The 15,816-nt window shown below is 71.5% G+C and carries 15 protein-coding genes; 5 read left to right on the top strand and 10 right to left on the bottom strand.

Going from position 1 to position 15,816, the window contains the following annotated elements; translation table 11 throughout:
• Positions 1–72: 72 nt before the first annotated feature.
• Positions 73–912 carry an alpha/beta fold hydrolase gene (locus tag ACGFIO_RS36580; protein ID WP_392833911.1) on the bottom strand — a complete coding sequence of 280 codons (840 nt, stop codon included), beginning with the start codon at positions 910–912 and terminating at the stop codon, positions 73–75.
• Positions 913–1,073: 161 nt separating this feature from the next.
• On the opposite strand from ACGFIO_RS36580, the gene ACGFIO_RS36575 reads away from it, so the two are divergent.
• Together ACGFIO_RS36575 and ACGFIO_RS36570 are read left to right on the top strand one after the other, a co-directional pair.
• Complete coding sequence (locus ACGFIO_RS36575) at positions 1,074–1,577, top strand: SigE family RNA polymerase sigma factor (protein WP_392833910.1); 504 nt, start codon at positions 1,074–1,076, stop codon at positions 1,575–1,577.
• Between the two features lie 33 nt (positions 1,578–1,610).
• On the top strand, positions 1,611–2,318 hold the full coding sequence (locus ACGFIO_RS36570) for a hypothetical protein (RefSeq protein ID WP_392833907.1): 708 nt from the start codon (positions 1,611–1,613) through the stop codon (positions 2,316–2,318).
• A 6-nt stretch (positions 2,319–2,324) separates the two neighbouring features.
• Here ACGFIO_RS36570 and ACGFIO_RS36565 read toward each other — a convergent pair whose 3' ends face one another.
• Both ACGFIO_RS36565 and ACGFIO_RS36560 read right to left on the bottom strand, forming a co-directional pair.
• Positions 2,325–2,720, bottom strand: a complete 396-nt coding sequence (locus ACGFIO_RS36565) for a DUF4440 domain-containing protein (protein WP_392833905.1) — start codon at positions 2,718–2,720, stop codon at positions 2,325–2,327.
• Between the two features lie 48 nt (positions 2,721–2,768).
• The gene (locus ACGFIO_RS36560) at positions 2,769–4,700 is read right to left on the bottom strand and encodes an alpha/beta fold hydrolase (protein ID WP_392833902.1); all 1,932 of its coding nucleotides are present in this window, start codon (positions 4,698–4,700) and stop codon (positions 2,769–2,771) included.
• 130 nt (positions 4,701–4,830) lie between these two features.
• Here ACGFIO_RS36560 and ACGFIO_RS36555 point away from each other — a divergent pair, with 130 nt between their 5' ends.
• The 3 genes from ACGFIO_RS36555 (at position 4,831) to ACGFIO_RS36545 (ending at position 7,891) form a co-directional block, all read left to right on the top strand.
• Positions 4,831–6,003: a sensor histidine kinase gene (locus tag ACGFIO_RS36555; RefSeq protein WP_392833899.1), complete on the top strand. Its 1,173-nt coding sequence runs from the start codon at positions 4,831–4,833 to the stop codon at positions 6,001–6,003.
• Positions 6,000–6,671 carry a response regulator gene (locus tag ACGFIO_RS36550; RefSeq protein WP_392833897.1) on the top strand — a complete coding sequence of 224 codons (672 nt, stop codon included), beginning with the start codon at positions 6,000–6,002 and terminating at the stop codon, positions 6,669–6,671. The genes ACGFIO_RS36555 and ACGFIO_RS36550 overlap by 4 nt, the downstream gene beginning before the upstream one ends.
• Positions 6,672–6,790: 119 nt before the next feature.
• Positions 6,791–7,891: an FAD-dependent oxidoreductase gene (locus ACGFIO_RS36545; RefSeq protein WP_392833894.1), complete on the top strand. Its 1,101-nt coding sequence runs from the start codon at positions 6,791–6,793 to the stop codon at positions 7,889–7,891.
• Positions 7,892–7,906: 15 nt separating this feature from the next.
• On the opposite strand, the gene ACGFIO_RS36540 is transcribed toward ACGFIO_RS36545, so the two are convergent.
• The 7 genes from ACGFIO_RS36540 to larE all read right to left on the bottom strand — a co-directional run bounded on the left by ACGFIO_RS36540 (position 7,907) and on the right by larE (position 15,789).
• Positions 7,907–8,176 (bottom strand): hypothetical protein, encoded by a 270-nt coding sequence (locus ACGFIO_RS36540; protein WP_392833892.1) that lies wholly within the window; start codon positions 8,174–8,176, stop codon positions 7,907–7,909.
• Between the two features lie 264 nt (positions 8,177–8,440).
• Positions 8,441–8,713 carry a hypothetical protein gene (locus ACGFIO_RS36535; RefSeq protein ID WP_392833890.1) on the bottom strand — a complete coding sequence of 91 codons (273 nt, stop codon included), beginning with the start codon at positions 8,711–8,713 and terminating at the stop codon, positions 8,441–8,443.
• Between the two features lie 124 nt (positions 8,714–8,837).
• Entirely contained in the window at positions 8,838–9,803 is a 966-nt protein-coding gene (locus tag ACGFIO_RS36530) for a lysophospholipid acyltransferase family protein (protein ID WP_392833888.1), read from the bottom strand.
• Complete coding sequence (locus ACGFIO_RS36525) at positions 9,800–11,377, bottom strand: lactate racemase domain-containing protein (RefSeq protein ID WP_392833887.1); 1,578 nt, start codon at positions 11,375–11,377, stop codon at positions 9,800–9,802. Before ACGFIO_RS36525 ends, ACGFIO_RS36530 begins: the two co-directional genes overlap by 4 nt.
• 32 nt (positions 11,378–11,409) lie before the next feature.
• A complete protein-coding gene (locus tag ACGFIO_RS36520) occupies positions 11,410–12,603 on the bottom strand; it encodes a zinc-binding dehydrogenase (RefSeq protein ID WP_392833885.1) in 1,194 nt (397 codons plus the stop codon).
• Entirely contained in the window at positions 12,600–14,876 is a 2,277-nt protein-coding gene (locus ACGFIO_RS36515) for an HAD-IB family hydrolase (protein WP_392833882.1), read from the bottom strand. Before ACGFIO_RS36515 ends, ACGFIO_RS36520 begins: the two co-directional genes overlap by 4 nt.
• 100 nt (positions 14,877–14,976) lie before the next feature.
• Positions 14,977–15,789, bottom strand: coding sequence for an ATP-dependent sacrificial sulfur transferase LarE (larE, locus tag ACGFIO_RS36510; RefSeq protein ID WP_392833880.1), 813 nt, complete (start codon positions 15,787–15,789; stop codon positions 14,977–14,979).
• Positions 15,790–15,816: the final 27 nt, after the last annotated feature.

Below are 15,816 nucleotides of genomic sequence, written 5' to 3'. Positions count from 1 at the left end.
CCCGCGGCCTTGGAGCCGCCCGCCCGGCCCGGCGGGAGCGACGGTCAGCACCACCCACCCAGGCGCGAAATCCTATTCTTTGACCATCTTGGCGGTTTCCTGGAGCACCAGGGCGGGGTTGTCCCGGGGTACGTCGTGCGAGCTCCCCCGCGCGGTGACCAGCGTGCGGCCAGGGCCGGCGGCGACGAAAGCGGCGGCCGCCGACCGCCAGTGCCGGGCGTCCGGCGGGGAGCCGTCGAAAGGCGTCTTCTCCGACACGATGACGGTGACCGGGACATCCGCGGGCCAGGTGAGCTGGTGGAACGCCCGGTGGGTCGGCCCGAAGCCGTCGGCTGTGGCGATGAGCTGGCGGTTCTTCTTGGTCGAGGGCTGCTTCTTCAGCTCCTCGATCTGGGGCGCGGTGGTCCGCACGATGCGCTTGATCTGCGGGTCGGTGAAGAACTGCGGCAGGTTGGCGTCGACGAGGACGGCGCGGGCGACCACGCCGGGGTTGGCGCGGACGAGATAGGCGGCGACCTCACCGGCCTGGGAGTGCGACACCAGGACGGCGTGGCCGGTGACACCGAGCGTGCGCAGGCCGGCGGCCAGGTCGGAGGCGGCGGCCCGGCCGTCCCAGGGGCCCTGGGTCTCGTCGCTGGCGCCCATGCCGGCCCGGTCGTACGTGATGATCCGCGACCCGGTCGCCGCCGACAGCTGGGCCACCAGAGGCTCCCAGTACGAGGAGTCCTCGCCGCCGCCGGCGTCGAGCACGATGGCGGGAGAGTGCCCGGGCGTGTCGTGGAAGGCGAGCCGGTGGCCGTTGGTGGCGATCATGTGCACGGACGGGGCGGGCGGTGGCGCCTTGGGCTGGGCGCAGGCGGCGACGGCCACCAGCACGGCGGCGGACAGGACGAGGATGTTGCGACTGGTCATGGACGATCATCGTTCGCGACCGGGCGGGCCCGATCGATCCCGCTGGCCACCCGATCGGACCGGGGGTCAGCCCTACACCGGCCGGTTCCACGTGCAACGGTTCGCCCGGCGATCCCGTAGTAGAGGCGTCCGAACAGCGAGACGACGAAAGGTTGGTGACTGTGGGACGGCCTTCCGAGCGGGATCACGAGTTCACCGAGTATGTGACGGCACGGCGTTCGGGGCTGGTGCGGGTGGCCGCGCTGCTGGTCTCCGGCGACCTGGCCAAAGCCGAGGACATCGTGCAGACGGCCCTGGTACGCCTGTACGCGGCGTGGCCGAAGGTGCGGAAGGAAACGCTCGACGCGTACGCCCGGCGGTGTGTCGTCAACGCGGCCATCGACGAGCGCCGCAGCCTGTTCCGGCGCCGTGAACAGGTGTGGGCGCAGGTGCCGGAGGTCGCCGTGGAGGACTCCGGCGACGACGCCACGACGGTCCTCGCGCTGCTGGCCACGCTGCCGGCGGGCATGCGCGCGGCCGTGGTGCTGCGCTACGTCGAAGGGCTCAGCATCGCCGAGACCGCCGACGCCATGGGCTGCACCGAAGGGAACGTGAAGAGCCAGAGCGCGCGCGGACTGGACCGGCTGCGCACCCTGTTTCCCGCCCATGCGCACCACTTCGCCTGATCGATCCGACGCACTGGAATGAGGGATACCGACATGCCTGACGTACTGGACGTCCTGCGGAACCTGCCGCACGCCGTCACGCCCGCCCCCACCAGCCCGGACGTCGTCGCCGGGGACGTGACCCGGGGACACCACGCCGTCAGCCGGCGACGGCGGCAGCGGCTGGCGCTGTCTGGCACGGCCGTCGCCGTGGTCGCCGCCGTGGCGGTCAGCGCCGGTGTGCTCGGCCGGCCGTCCGGGCCCCCGCCCGGCGCTCCGCCCGGCGCGACCGCGCAGCCGATCCGGCTGGAACTGGTGACCTACGCCGGCACCCAGCCGACCGGCTTCAAGGTCAGCACCGTGCCGAAGGGCTGGCAGGTGCTCTCCTCCGACGAGTGGTCGTTCGTCGTCGCACCGCCCGGCGTCATCGACAGCCCGGTGCCGAGCGCCGACCCCGGCTCACCCCGCCGCATCGCCCCGCCGAACCAGGACAGCATCCGCGTGGAGCTGCAGGGTCTGTCCCACTTCCCGGACAACTCGCCGATCAAGAAGGTCGACATCAACGGCAAGGTGGGCCGGCTCGGCCACCCGCTGAACGCGCCGGGGCAGCTGTCGGACACGCGTTGGCTGATCTTCCCGGATGCCGCCGGGCACAACATCCTGGTCCAGGTGCCCGCGCCGCTGCGGCTGACCGACGACCAGGTCGCGAGCTTCGCCGCCGGCATCACCGTCACCGGGCAGGCCCGCACGGCCGGCGGGTGACAGACCTCACGACGTCGGTACGCGTTCGTCGTCCCAGGCCGCGGCACTGATCCGCCAGCCCGCGCCGGTGCGGACCAGCTGCAGCGACTTCATGCCGCGGCCGCCGGTCTTGCCGTACGCGCAGAAGTGATGGGCGATGTCGCCGTACAGGTCGGTGTGCCCCGCCCCGGCCCACTCGCGGAAATCGGTGAGCCTGCCGTCGGTCAGCATCGCCTCGCGCGGGGCGATGAACGACTCGACGTCGTAGACGGTGGGCTCACCGCCGCACGTGCGGATGACGACGGCCCGCGGCAGGAACAGCGCGCGCAGGGCCGCCATCCGCTCGGCGACACCCTCGTCGGTCGAGAAGGCCGCGAAGAAGGTGCGGACGATCGCGGCGATCTCGTCGTGGTCGGTGGTCATGCGCCGTTCCGCAACCGGTCGGGGAGGGCACGGTCGATCATCGCACCATTATCGCCGGAACCGGACCGCCAGCAGCCCCAGATTCGTCACCGTCGCCGCGCCGGCCACCGCGATCACCGGCGCGGTGATGCCGGCCCCGGCCCCGAACCCGAGGATCGCCCCGGCCAGCGCGCCGCCGACGGCCGCGATCAGCCCGAGCCGCCGGGTCCGAGCATCGCGGTCGTCCCGGTTCCAGGCCGCCCACGCGCCGAGGCCGACGCTCAGCCCGACCGCCGGCACCGCGACCGACGCGCTGCCGACATAGGTGCCGGGCCACGCGATCCAGACCAGCAGCGCCGCCAGGCACCAGCCGCCCAGGCCGAGCGGGACCGGCGTCAGCAGCCGCAGCAGCACCCCGGTACGCGGCCGGAAGCGACGGCGCAGCAGGATCACCAGGAGCAGCACGGCGATCAGGGCGAGCCCGCTGGTGACCCCGATCAGGAGTTTGCCGATCGCGGGCATGCTCAGCGGCGTCGGCGTGAAGTCGACCGGACGCTTGTCGAAGTGCGACGCGTCCACCGCGCCGGTGTCGTAGAACGTGGTCAGCAGATGCCGGCCCGCCTCCGGCCGGTGCTCCCAGAAGTCGGCCGTGTGCCCCAGCTCGCCGAGGACCACCTGGTGGCCGTGGGGCAGGGACGGCAGCAGTTCCCGGGTGGCCAGCTCGGCCGGGGTGGAGAAGTCGACGGTGCCGCCGACCAGCAGCGTCTCGACGTCGCTGGGGCGCATGGCGCGGTACTCGGCGTTGCCGGGGCTGTCCGGCCACACCGTGGCGACGCCGCCGGGGCCGCCCCACAGGAATTCGCTGCCCGCGTTGTGCAGGATCGAGCCGGGGTCGCCGCCGGCTTCGTAGTACTTCTTGACGGCCGGAGCGTCGATCATCGCGAAGGAAGCGAACTCGCCCCAGACGATCGAGTCGGGCAGCAGCACGTCGCCCAGCGCTGACATGGCCCAGAAGCCGCTGCGGTCGCCCTCGGCGGCGCTGAGGTAGGCGTCGATCAGGGTCGGCGCGTTGACCGGGCCGGACGCCGGGCCGTTGTAATGCATGCCGTACATGCCCTCGATGCGGACGTTGGTGCCCTTGACGCGCAGCGGGCCCCAGCGCTCGGGGATGTCGGTCGCGGCTTCGCGCATCGAGGCCGCGAGATCGGGGGTACGCGCGGAGCACCGGCTGTCGGCCCGGCACAGCTGGGTGTACTGGCCGATCTGGGAATCGGTGATGCGCGGGTCCCAGATGAAGTGGCCGGGCGGGTTGACCGACACCATGGCCGAGCGGAACAGCGACGTGGGGTGACGCCACGAGTAGACCATCGCGGTGCGGGTTCCGGCGCTGGAGCTGAGCAGGTTGATCCGCTGGTAGCCGAGGGCGGTACGGGCGGCCTCGAGGTCCTCGACCCGGTCCACGATCGAGTATGAGGTGAGGTCGACGCCGTCGCCGGTGAGCCGCTTCGCGCAGGCCCAGAACGCCTTGGCCGTGAGGCTCTGCGCCTTCGGGGCGGCCAGGTCGGCCGACGACCGCAACGAGCCGGCGACCTCGGGGCAGTCCAGCCGGCGGGACCCGTCCACGCCCCGGTAGCCGACCAGGACCAGGTCGTGCCCGGTGGTCAGCCGGTTGGCCTGCGGAAACGTCAGGTTGGTGATACCGGGGCCGCCGCCCAGCCGGAAGATCGGCTCCCGCCGGGCCGGCCCGGTGGCCCGGACCCGGATCACCGGCAGCGCGATCAGGTCGGACTTCGGGTCGCGCCGGCTCTCGGGTACGACAAGCGTGCCGCAGTCGGCCGGCACCCGGCCCGCCTCGGTGTCGTACTCGCAGTCCCGCAGCGTCATCGAGCCGGGCCTGGCACCCTCGGGAACCTCGAGCGCCCGCGTCGGCAGGTTGAGGTAGCCGAGCCCGAGGACGACCAGAACGCCCACGGCGGCGGCGATGATCTTCGACTTCGTCATGGCCGGGAACGCTAGGAATTGGGCGGCCCGGAAACGTCCCTCCGCGGTCGTGGTTCTTCTCCCCCGTACGCGGGATGTGGGGGTTGCCGCCACCGGCCATGATCGCGGAACCCCCCGTCGAAGGAGCCCGTTGACCACTCCCACCTGGGCGCGCGACCGCCTCACCCGCCAGTCCCTGCTGATCGCCGGCGTCTGCGTGGTGACCGATGTGCTGCTCTTCCTGCTGCAGGACGTGCCGGGCGAGCACCCGGCGTGGCCGGTGGTGCTGTTGGCGATCGTGGTGAGCGACGCCGCGCTGGCCACCCCGACCCGGTGGTCCGGCCTGGTCGCCACGGCCGCGGTGGCGGTCAGCGTCGGCGGCGCCGTGCTGCTCGGTGGCGTACCGCTGGACCTCAACGAGGCCGGGCTGCTGGTCGCGACCTACCGGGCCGGCGCCTGGCTGCGCGGCGCCCAGGCCGTCGCCACGCTCGGTGTGGTGGTCGGTGGCCTGCTCGTCGCCCACCTCGTCCGCGGGTTCCCGATGGACGCGGCGGTGCTGGTCGAGGGCGGCAAGTTCGGCCTGGTCTCGTGGCTGGTGGGCCGGTACACCACGGCCCGGCGCAAGCACCTGGATGAGTTGCGGCGGCAGGCCGAGCTGGAGGAGCGCGACGCCCGCGAGGCGGTCGAGCGGGCCGTCGCCGAGGACCGCGTGGCCATCGCCCGCGACCTGCACGACGTCATCACCCACCACGTCAGCGCGATCAGCGTGCACGCCGGGGCGGCCCGGCTGCGCCTGTCCCGCACCGACACCGACGAGCCCGCGCTGGCGTCGCTGCGGTCGGTCGAGGACGCCAGCCGGTCCGCCCTCGGCGACCTGCGCAACATGCTGGACCTGCTGCACGGCCGGACCGCGACCGACGAGGAGCAGCCCCGGCTGGCGAAGATCAGCGACCTGCTGGCCGGCGTACGGGCGGCCGGGATCGAGGTGCGGCTGGACGTGTCGGGCCCGCCCCGCGCTCTGCCCGACTCGCTCGACACCGCCCTCTACCGCATCGTTCAGGAGATGCTGACCAACGCGCTGCGGCACGGCGACGGCCACGCCATCGACGTGACGGTTCGCTACGGCGCCGGGGTGGTCGAGCTCGAGACCGTCAACGGGTACGCCCCGGCGGATCACCCCGGAACCGCCGGTCGGGCCGGCCGCGGCCTGACCGGCATCCGCAACCGCGCCGGCCTCTTCGGCGGCCGGGTCGACAGCGGCCCGTGCCCCGACGGCCGCACCTGGAGCACCGCCGTTTCCGTCGACCTGGAGCCGAGCCGATGACCACCCCCATCACCGTGCTGATCGCCGACGACCACGCCCTGTTCCGCTCGGGTTTCCGGGCGATCCTCGACACCCAGGACGACATCGACTGCGTGGCCGAGGTGGCCGACGGCGAGCAGGCCGTGGCCGAGGTCCAGCGGCTGCGCCCCGACGTGGCCGTCCTGGACGTCCGCATGCCCCGCCGGACCGGCCTGGGCGCGGCCCGGTCCATCCTGTCCGTGCCCGGCAACCGCACCCGGATCATCGTCCTGACCACCCACGACAGCGATGACTACGTCCGCGAGGCGGTGACCGCCGGCGCCCTCGGCTTCCTGCTCAAGTCGATGCCCCCCGAGGAGCTGATCTCCGCCATCCGGATCGCCGCCCGCGGGGACGTCCTGATCGACCCGTCCATCGTCCGCCGCCACCTCGGCCGCTTCGCCGAGTCGCTGGCCACCCCCGAGCCCGACGCGGCGATCAACCGCCTGACCACCCGCGAACGCGAGGTGCTGCAGCTGCTGTCCCGGGCCCACAGCAACGCCGAGATAGCCGACCGCCTGCGGGTGGGCGAGCAGACCGTCAAGACCCACGTCTCCAACATCCTCCGCAAGCTGGGCCTGCGCGACCGCACCCACGCCGTCGCCTACGCCCACCTCACCGGCTTCGCCACCCGCGACAACGCCGGTTGACGCCCGGCCCGGCCGTCCTCGCGTGCCAGCGTCCTGTGCGCCTCGCGCCAGCGGCCTGAGCGTTCCGTGCCAGCCGCCCGGGCCACGGTGTCTCCGACATTCCGCTCGGAGGAGGAAGCATGACCACACCAGTCACGATCATCGGTGCCGGCCTGGGCGGGCTGGTCCTGGCCCGCGTCCTGCACGTGCACGGCATCCCGGCCACGATCTACGAGGCCGAGGCGTCCCCCGGGGCGCGCGCCCAGGGCGGCATGCTCGACATCCACGACTACAACGGGCAGCTCGCGCTCGAGGCGGCCGGCCTGACGGACGAGTTCCGGGCCATCGTCCTGGAGGGCCGGCAGGCGTTCCGGTTCGTCGCCCCCGACGGCCGGTTGCTGTACGAGAAGAAGGACGACGGCACCGGCGGCCGGCCCGAGGCGCAGCGCGGCGACCTGCGGCAGATGCTGATCGACGCGTTGCCGCCGGGCACGGTCCGGTGGGGACACAAGGTGACCAGTGTGGACAGCCGCCGCGAGGTGACCTTCGCCGACGGCTCCACGATCACGGCCGAGCTGCTGGTCGGCGCGGACGGGGCCTGGTCGAAGGTCCGGCCCCTGCTGTCCACCGCCACCCCCACCTATGCGGGACAGTGCTTCGTGGAGACCTACCTCTATGAGGCCGACACCCGGCACCCGGCCACCGCCCGGGCGGTCGGCGGCGGGTCGATGGCCACCCCCGGTGAGCGCGAGACGATCATGGCGCACCGCGAGCGCGGCGACACCCTGCACATGTACGCGGTGCTCGACCGGCCACTGGACTGGTTCGACGAGGACGACCTGGCCGGGCCGGTGGCGCGCGAGTTCGCCGGCTGGGCCCCCGAGCTCACCGCCCTGATCACCGAGGCCGACCACGGCCCGATCCTGCGCCCCATTTACACCTTGCCGCTGGGCCACCGCTGGGAACCGGTCCCCCGCGTGACCCTGATCGGCGACGCGGCGCATCTGGTGCCGCCCAACGGCGAGGGCGCCAACCTGGCCATGCTCGACGGGGCCGAGCTGGGCCGGGCGATCGCCGCGCACCCCCGGGACCCCGATGCGGCCATCGCCGAGTACGAGCCGGCGATGTTCCCCCGCACCGCCGAGGTCCCGAAGGACGAGGAGCTCATGGCCAGCATGTTCGGCGACAACCCGCCCGCGGAACTGGTCGCCCTCCTCAGCGACCAGAACCGGCCGGCGTGACGAGTCTGAACCCCGTCACAGCCCGTTGTAGGCCTTGCTCTGGAGGGACAGGATGCGGTTGCCGGCCGAATCCCAGACCACGACCCGGCTCTTCGTCCTGGTCGGAATGGACACCGTCGCGTCCGTCGTCCCCTGGATCGTGGTGCACGGCAGCGCGGACGTCGAGGTGAGGAGGACATCGCCGTCGACTCCCTCGGCGACCAGGTAGACCCGCCAGGTCGCGCAGCTCGCGGGTCGGACGTTGAGTTCGCCGTTGGCGTAGGCCCAGTCGCCCGAGTGGCTCACGCAGGCAAACGCACTCCATCTGCCCTCGACCACGTATTGGCCGCATCCCCGGCCCGCCTGTGCCGGCGAGCTCGACAATGCGACCACTCCCGCGCTCGCGACCAGAGCCGCGATTCCCGCTGTCGCATACCTGCGTACCTTCACAGCACTCCCCCGCTTCATTCGCTTTTACAACGCAGTCAAAGCTATTGATTTCGAATGTCGCATGTCAACGCGGACGCCGGGCGCGCCGTACGAGGAGCAGTCGATGACCTTCTGAGGCCCCTACAGCGGGCCGTCGATCAGCGGCTCGGCGTTGCAGTCGCGGAAGCCGCCGCTGACATCCCGGCGGCGGAGGCGACGGACCCGATTCCGCGGGCTGTCGATGACGCAGCTGACCGGTTGGGCGCACCGCACCGCACCGCACCGCACCTCGACCGCGACCGTACCGGTTGTCACCTCCGGTACGCCGATCGAGGTCAGGCGGTACACATCGGACGAGCCGTCCACGCGGTGGGCGAGCGCGGGACGAGGTTTCGGCAGTAGTTTCCGGGGCATGATGGCAGCCTCCTCACGGGGCGGTGTCCCTCATGTGCTCCTCGGAGTGTCCGCCGGCCACGGCCCGCGGCTCAACGCCCCAGGACGATGCTGCGAAAACCTCCTCGCCGGGCAACCCAGGGGGCTAACGCTTCTTGTCGCCCGGTGGCATCGGACGGCTCGCCTCCCAGACACGGCGCCAGGAGCCGGACGGGACGACCGCGCGCGGGCCCTGCGGCGACGGCTGATCGCCGGAGGTGATCTCCAGCGGGCCGGTCGGCAGCGACAGCTCGCCCTTGGCCTGGGCTCGCAACGAGCCGTACCAGCCGAGCTCGTCCTCGGCCCACAGGCGGGCCAGCGCGTTCATCATCCGGGCGTGCAACGCGCGGGCGCCCTCGTTGGGCTCGGGGTGGATCGGCTTGCCGTAGCGGACCACGACACGGTGTTGCCCGGGGCGCCAGTTGCGGTCGCGGGGCATGGCCGCGTACGTGCCGCGGAGCACCACCGGGACCATCGGCACCCGGCGCTGGACGCACAGGTGGGCCGGGCCCAGGCGCGGCGGGGTCATCCAGCCGTCCTCGCTGCGGGTGCCCTCGGGGAACAGCAGCAGGTTCCAGCCGTCGGCCAGCAGCTGGGGGGCCAGGCTGCGGCGGCGGTCGGAGCCTCGCCGTTCGATCGGGAACGCGTTGAACACCACCGCGGTGATGACGGCCGCCCACTTCTTGTCGAAGAAGTAGTCGGCGGCCGCGCCGACGGCCAGGCGGCGGCGCAGCCGGGTCGGCACCGAGCCGATGATCAGCGGGGCGTCGAGGTGGCTCGAGTGGTTGGCCACGATGACCACCGGGCCGTCCAGGCCGTCGAGGTGGTCGAGCCCCTCGACGTCCGGCTTCACGGTGTTCCAGGTGACCGGCTTGAGCAGGCCGGTTTGGATCACCTGCCGGGCCGCCTGGACCACGGGGGTACGCGCCCACGCGGTGCCGAACGGGCTCGGCCGGTGCACGATCTCGTGGGACTGCGCGGTCCGCGGCGTACGCGTGCGCCCTTGAACGTCGCGCGACTGCCGCAGCATCCGCCAGTCCTCACGCAGGCCGGCGAGCCACGACCGCTTCATCGCACGTCCGCCATCGTGATCGGCGGGGTGTGCTGGTAGGTGATGGTCGGGCTGCTGCCGACCCGCTCGCGGGCCATCTGCAGCGCGTCGTCGAGGGTGGAGGCCGAGCGGAAGCCCATCCGTTCGGTGGTCTTGCGGTCGCCACCGACGAAGATCACGTCACCGAGGTGCTCGAGCGCGTGCGAACCCCAGTACCACATGTAGAGCGGGTGTACGCCGTGGTAGGCGTAGCTGTTCCGGTACAGGTGGATATACCACGGGTCGGTGGCGAACTGCTCCTCGAACTTGGTCTCGATGGCCACCGGGTCGGTGGTCTCGGCCAGCACCTCTTCGAAGAAGTCGATGTAGCTCGGGTGGTGCACCGAGTGGAACTCGTTGGGCACCGGGTGGTAGAAGATCGCCACCCCGCCGGGCCGGACGATCGGCTGGTTCCGATACATGTTGAACAGGTATCCGAGGCCGAGGCTCATCACCAGGATCGGGTTCATGATCGAGTTGACGTTGTAGGGGCAGATGTACGGCAGGCCCCAGATGCCGATGTCGGACGGCCCGTTGACTTCGGTGAGCTGCTGCCGCAGGACGTTCTTGAGGGTGAGCGGGTGCACGTCCTCGGGCGCGCCGGCGTTCACCCCGGTGACGCCGTACGGGGCCGAGGTGCGGTGCCAGATCTGCCGGCGCTTGGCCGGCGGCACCAGTTCGTTGGCCCGCCGGACGGCCAGGAACGCGGCCTGGTCCTTGAGGTTCCACTCCCATTCCCGCTTGTTCAGGAAGTCCATCTGCTTGGGGAACATGTTGTTGTTGACCGTCGTCTCGATCTGGAAGACGTTGACGTTCTCGGCCAGCAGGGCGGCCATGCGGTCGTACGAGTGGTGCATCGCGCTGTTCGGCGGGTCGTTGAACGACTTCGAGTTCCGCAGCGTGTGCACGTTGTGATGGTGCTTGAGGCTGCGGTACGAGGCCAGCCCGACCGACACCGACTTGGGGCCGCCGCTCATCGGGGTGAGCGTGATGTTGACGTACACGATCAGGTCGCTCTCGGCCGCCCGGCGGTTGATCTCGACGACCTCGCCGTGCCGGGTGTGCCCGATCTCCTTGAGGTTTTCCTTGTCCTCGGCGTCGTGGTTCTTCAGGTGGTGCGGGAAGAACGAGCGGTAGACCCGGTCGCCGACGGTGCGCTTAAGCTCGGCCGGGGTCATCCGGCGGTGCAGCGCGTTGCCGGCGATCAGCTCGACGTCGTCGACGCCCTTGGCCGCGGCCGCCTCCAGCACGTGCTCGATGACGCGCTGCCGGATGTCCGGCGTCTGCATCTGGGGCAGGGGTAGCGACAGGTCGTCGAAGACGATGGTCAGGCGCATGCCGGCGTACAGCAGCTCGGACAGCGGCGGACGACCGACCGGGGCGGCCAGCGCCTTCCGGATCTCCTCGTCCACGTCCCGCAGGCCGGGCAGCGACTCCGGCGGATAGATCACACGGCTGCCGAGTGGCAGCTTCTCGAGGCGGAAGCCCTCGCCCTGGTGCATCAGCAGGGCGGGCGTACGCTCGTCCACCTCGAGCACGAACCCGGGCCGGCTCATCGGTCTCCCTCTTCATCTTTCGTGGTCATCTGCTAATCCAGTCTCGGGTTGAAGACGACCTTCGTGGAACCCAGCCGTCCGGCTGACGTGGCGTGCTGAACGGCTTCCGTCCAGCGTCGCAATGAGTACACCGCGTCGACGAAGCCCTTGAGCGGTGCGTCCTGGGCCAGGCCGATCGCGTCCGGGAAGTCCTCGCCACCGGAGGCGTACCCGCCGACGATGTTCAACTCGCGGAACCACACCGGCGTGAGGTCGGCGCCCGAGTTCGGCATGCCGGCCATCACGACCGTGCCGCCCGCCTTGACCGCCCGGGTGGCCGTGGTCATGCCGCTGCCCGAGGTGCAGTCGAAGGCGACGTCGGCCCCGCCGAGCAGGAACTCCTCGCCGAGCTCGGGCTTGAGCACGAAGCCGCCGGTCTTGCGGCGCAGCGTCCGCAGCGCCCGGTCGGAGCCGATCACGTCGGTGGCGCCGAGTTCGCGGGCCCGTTCCCGCTGCCGCGGGTGCTTGGCGATGACCACGATCGGACCGGCCTTGGTGAAGGCGCGCAGGGCCAGGATGGTGAGCAGGCCGACCGTACCGGCGCCGATGATCAGCACCGTCGCGTCCGGCGGCACGTCGGCCCGTTTGACCGTGTGCACCGCGCAGGCCAGCGGCTCGACCAGCACGGCGGTCTCGTCGGGCAGGGTGTCGGGCACCGCGTGCAGCTGGCTGCGGTGGGCGACGAACTGCCGGCTCCAGCCGCCGCCGGTGTCGGCGCAGAACCCGGTCTGGATGCCGGGCGTGAGCTTGCCCGCGGTGATGTTGTCGCACCGGCTGTGCTGGCCCATCGCGCAGTTCGGGCACGGTTCGAGCCCGCGGGGCACGCAGCCGAGCACCGGGTCGAGCACCACCCGGCTGCCCTTGGGCAGGCCGTCCAGGTCGTCCAGAGTCTCGCCGACGACCTCGTGGCCCGGGACGAAGGGCGTCGAGATCAGGGGCGAGAGGTACGGCGAGTTGCGGCCGGTCAGCAGGCCCAGGTCGGAGCCGCAGATGCCGGACAGCAGCGGGCGGACCCGGGTCCATCCGGTGCCGGGCAGATCCGGGTCCTGTCGCTGCACGTGCTTGAGCGGTGCCACCTTGGCCGCGACGGTGCCGGACACCCGGCCGCCCATCCGGGTGCCGGTGACCACCCGCCCGGCGAAGTACCGGCTCGGCGAGCGGTGGTATTCCAGTGCTTGTTGCTTCACCAGACCGTCTCCACCATCGAGTCGACCGCGCTCATCGTGTGTTTCGTCCAGTCGGCCACGGCCCAGCGTTTGCGGGTGGCGTGCCGGTAGAGGTGCGGGTCGGGGTTGACCGCGACCGGGTTCCCGACCGCTTCGAGCAGTGGCCGGTCGGAGTAGCTGTCGCCGTACGCGTAGGACGACGCCAGATCCAGGTCGGCGGTTTCGGCGTACTGCACCAGCCAGGCCGCCCGGGCCTCGCCGACCAGCGGGGGCCGGTCGAGGAAGCCGGTGCAGACGCCGTCGCGGACGTGCAGCCGGCAGGTGACCGTCTCGTCGAACAGCGGCGCGATCGGCTCGACCAGCACGTCCAGCGTGCCGGTGATGAGCACGGTGCGGTGCCCGGCCCGGCGGTGCTGCCGGATCCGCCGGATCGCCTGCGGGTGGGCCCGGCGCAGCAGCGCGTCACCCACCTTGTCGGCGACCACCTTGCGCAGCTCGGCCTCCTCGAAGCCCTCCCACCGGCGCATGAAGGTGCGGATGAACTCGCCCCGGTCGTTGCGCTCGGCCCGCAGGTAACGCGGCATCTTGCTGAGCAGGTCGGCCATCTCGCCGGCCCACTCGCCCCGGGGGAGCTCGTTGAGCTTGGCCATCAGGTAGGTCTCGATCAGGTTGGAGCTGACGATCGTGCCCTCGAGGTCGAAGACGGCGACCGTGCGGCTGTCCCCGGTCGGGTTGACCTCGCGGGGCCCGCGGCTGCGGGACCGGCGCCGGTCCGGGCCGCGCCGGCTGCCGGTCACCGCCGGGAAGTGGATCTCCCGCAGATAGACGTTCCAGTCGATGTCGGCCGGGTCGAAGCCGCCGGATTCCCTCTCCTCGGCGGTCAGCGAGTTGTTCAGCGCGAGCAGCTTGTCGGTGCGGTAGACGGCCTCGTTCTGCACGTAGTCGCCGTACAGGTCGGCCAGCCGGCGCAGCGCGTCCGTCTCTTCCCGCGTGGTGGTGAGCCGGTCCTGCCAGCGCCGGGAACGTTCGCTGTGCCCGCTGCGGAGCAGGGCGTCCTGAGCCAGGTCGAGGATCTTCTCACCGGTCCGCAGCATCCGGTCAGCCCGCGAGAAACCGGGGAACTCCCAGGTCGGCGCGATGACGTGGCCGTACGAGCCGTCGGTCATCGGGTTCTCGGTGAAGAACCGGTGCAGGTGCTCGTACGTCTCCCGGAACGTCAGCGGGTTGCGGTCGCCCGAGCTCACGTGCAGGTAGTGCGGGTCGTCGGGGTCGGGCGGGCGCAGCGCAGCGGCGAGCACCGCGCCGACCACCATGTCGACCGGGATCACGTCGAAGATGCCGTCCGGGCGGCCCGGGAACTCGGTGAGCTGGCCCCGGCCGTAAGCCATGATCAGCGGCTCGGCCATCTTGAAACCCTGGATCCAGCCCGGGTACGGGTGCCGCAGCGCGCTCTCGACGATGGCCGGACGGACCACGGTCAGCGGGCGCTTGCCGGTCAGCAGGGTCTCGGCGACCCGCTCCCCCAGCGCCTTGGTGAACGTGTACACGTCGTGCCAGCCGGCCACCTTGGCCCGCAGCCGGCCGTGCTCGACCAGCTGCTTCTCCACCCACTCCTGGCGGCGGGCCTCGGCCGCGACCGCGGTGGAGCGCGGACCGGACTTGCCGTGCACCTTTTTGGCCTCGGCGAACAGCCCGCGCAGCACGGCCGGGCGGCGCGAGTCGGCCTCGCTGAACGCCCGGGCGGCCTCGGCCGCGGCCAGCTCGGCCCGCCAGTCGACGTCGTGCTTCAGCGACAGCTCGGGCACGGGGCCGTGGTGTACGCCGTTGACGTACGCGGTCGAGACGTGCACGACGTGCGGGTTGCCGCCGGATCGCAGCACCGCGTCGTACAGGTCGCGGACGCCCTGCACGTTGGTCCGGAAGGCCTCGTCGACGGGCGGGTCGAAGGACACGGTCGACGCGCCGTGGATCAACGCGGTCAGGTCGTCGGGCAGGGTCAGGTCACGGTTGCCCAGGTCCGCGTCGAGCACGCGGACCCGGTCGGCGACCTGCGCGGCCGCCGCCTCGGCGCCGACCCGTTCCCGCCACTTCGAGAAGACCGGCTGCCGGAGCAGCCGGTCGACGCGTTCCTGGGCGGTCGTGCCCGTACGGCCGCGCACCAGGAGCGTGACGCGCAACTGTGGATGGCTGGCCAGGACGCGTTCCAGCACCGCCTGGCCGAGGAAGCCCGTCGCCCCCGTCAGGAGCAGGTGTCCGGCCTGCCCATGCCCCTCGGCCTGATCGATATTCCCCAATGTCCACCTAACCGAACGGCCTGCTTAGACGTTGATCATCGGCAATGACGATTACGTTACAGGATGCGTGAGCTCACATCGTGCGACGAGATCGACAGACTTACGCGTGACGCCACCGCTCGGGTTCCGCCAGCATCTCGTTCATCGACCCGGACCGGAACGGCTCCACCACCATTGGTGTGCCGTCGAAGCCCGCCTGCTGGACGGTCCGCCGTACCTCCTCGTCACCTCTAGCCTGGTCGACCAGCCTCGCATCAACCTCGACCCGCACGCTATCGCCAAGATCACGCACGCGCAGGTCGCGTAACCCGTGCGGGGTAAGCACCCGTCGCAGGTCCCGCTCGGCCTGTTCAACGCGGTTCAACCGGGCCGGGGTGATGGCCAGACCGTACGCGATCCGGCTGGACAGGCAAGCAGCCGCCGGCTTGTCCCACGTGGTGAGAGACCAGGCCCGGGCGAGCGCCCGCACCGCGGCCTTGTCCAGCCCGGCGTCGGCCAGGGGGGTCCGCACCCCGCGCTCGGCCGCCGCCCGGATCCCGGGACGGAAGCCCGCCGCCAGGTCGGAGGCGTTGGTGCCGACCGCGATGCTGTCGAAGTGCTCGTGCCGGGCCAGCTCGGCGGCCGTGTCGAGCAGCGTGCTCTTGCAGAAGTAGCAACGGGTCGGCCCATTCTCCCGATACCCCGCCACGTCCATCTCGTTCGTGTCGACCAGCCGGTGCTCGACGCCGAGGGCAGCGCAGAATTCACCACTGAAGGCGACCTCGGCGGCGGGCACAGCGGGTGACACGGCGGTGACGGCGATCACGCGGTCGCTGCCGAGAGCACGGGCGGCGGCGGCCACCACGACACTAGAGTCGACGCCGCCGGAGAATGCCACCAGCGTGCGACCGTACCCGGCAATGTCGCCGAGCATCCGGTCCACAGCAGGCGAAACGGCAGA

The organism is Actinoplanes sp. NPDC049265, from assembly GCF_043197135.1.
Classification (GTDB): Bacteria; Actinomycetota; Actinomycetes; order Mycobacteriales; family Micromonosporaceae; genus Actinoplanes.
Note: the sequence above shows the minus strand (reverse complement) of the source record. Positions and strands in the feature narration are given on the sequence as shown.